Source organism: Streptomyces boncukensis, assembly GCF_011045075.1.
GTDB lineage: Bacteria > Actinomycetota > Actinomycetes > Streptomycetales > Streptomycetaceae > Streptomyces > Streptomyces boncukensis.
The window spans coordinates 1-1,405 of record NZ_JAAKZZ010000950.1; the positions used below are offsets into that span (position 1 = coordinate 1).

The 1,405-nt window shown below is 75.4% G+C and carries 2 protein-coding genes; both read right to left on the minus strand.

Annotated features, from left to right (window positions below):
* Positions 1 to 779 (minus strand): endo alpha-1,4 polygalactosaminidase (locus G5C65_RS37240; RefSeq protein WP_338146850.1); only part of this gene is annotated, 779 nt, incomplete at its 3' end.
* Positions 780 to 789: 10 nt separating this feature from the next.
* On the minus strand, positions 790 to 1,405 hold a 616-nt coding region (gene eda / locus G5C65_RS37245; protein WP_165303457.1), incomplete at its 5' end, for a bifunctional 4-hydroxy-2-oxoglutarate aldolase/2-dehydro-3-deoxy-phosphogluconate aldolase.

The window sequence follows — 1,405 nt, forward strand, 5'->3', positions numbered from 1 at the left end:
CGGGTGAAGTCCCGCTCGCGGTACTCCACGTCGAAGACCCGCCCCTCGTACGCGCGCGCGTACCGCCCGCACTCCCGGTACCGCGCGCACTCCTCGGTCACGGCGAAGTCGAACCCGATCCGCCGGTGCTCCTTCAGCAGGTCGGCGGTGTTCTTCTGGGCGATGGCCAGCCCGCCGGCGTGGGCCCGGCGGGCGAGCAGCCGGGCGAACGCCGCCGCGTCGCCGGTGTCCAGCAGCCCGTGGGAGCGCTCGTAGGAGTCGAGGTTGTCGGGCTCCACCGCGTCGAAGCCGCGCTCCGCGCAGCCGTCGATCCAGCGGCCGACGATCCGGATCAACCTCTTCCGCTTGGTGCCGCTGGAGATGTCGAGCAGCGGCTCGTTCCAGTCCTCGTCGACGACCGGCTTCCCGCGGCCGTCGCGCAGCAGCAGATCCGGGTGCGTGTCCTCCCACCAGCGCGCGGCCCGCTTGCCGGGCTGGGACTGGAAGGCGTTGACGTAGCAGACGGTATAGCGGCCGGACGCGGGCCGTGCGACGCGGTCCCGGGAGAGCACCCGCACGCCCTTCGACGGCCGGTAGGGCGCGCTCAGCTGGTAGTCGAAGGGGGCGCCGGCGGGCGGCTTGCGCACCGCACGCGCGCTGCCGCCGGAGCCGCCGTCCGACGAGGCGCAGCCCGCGAGCAGCAGGGCGAGCGGCACCAGCAGGGACACGGCGCGAAGCGGCGGACGCGGACGGTGCGGTGGTGCGGGGGCCGTGCGCCCGGCCGTGTCGTCAGTTGCCACGCAGGTCAGGCTATCCGGCGCCCAGTTCGCGGGCTTCGGCGGCCAGTTCCCTTACGCGCTCCCAGTCCCGCCGCGCGAGCGCGTCCTGCGGGAGCATCCAGGTGCCGCCCACGCAGGGCACGTTGGGCAGCGCGAGATACGCGGGCGCTTTCGCGGCGCTGATGCCGCCGGTCGGGCAGAACCGGGCGCCGGGGAGCGGGGAGGCGAGGGACTTCAGATACGCGGTGCCGCCCGCCGCCTCGGCCGGGAAGAACTTCATCTCGGTCACCCCGCGCTCCAGCAGCGCCACCACCTCCGAGGTGGTGGAGACGCCCGGCAGGAACGGCAGTCCCGAGCCGCGCAGGGCGTCCAGCAGCCGCTCGGTCCAGCCGGGGCTGACGAGGAAGCGGGCGCCCGCTTCGGCGGCCGCGCCGGCCAGTTCCGGGGTGAGCACCGTCCCGGCCCCGACGACCGCGTCGGGCACCTCGCCGGCGACGGCCCGTATCGCCTCCAGCGCGCCGGCCGTGCGCAGCGTGATCTCGATCGCGGGCAGCCCGCCGGCGACCAGCGCGCGGGCCAGCGGTACGGCGTCCTCGGCGCGGTCGACGACCACGACGGGAACGACGGGGGCCAGGGCGAGCACGGAC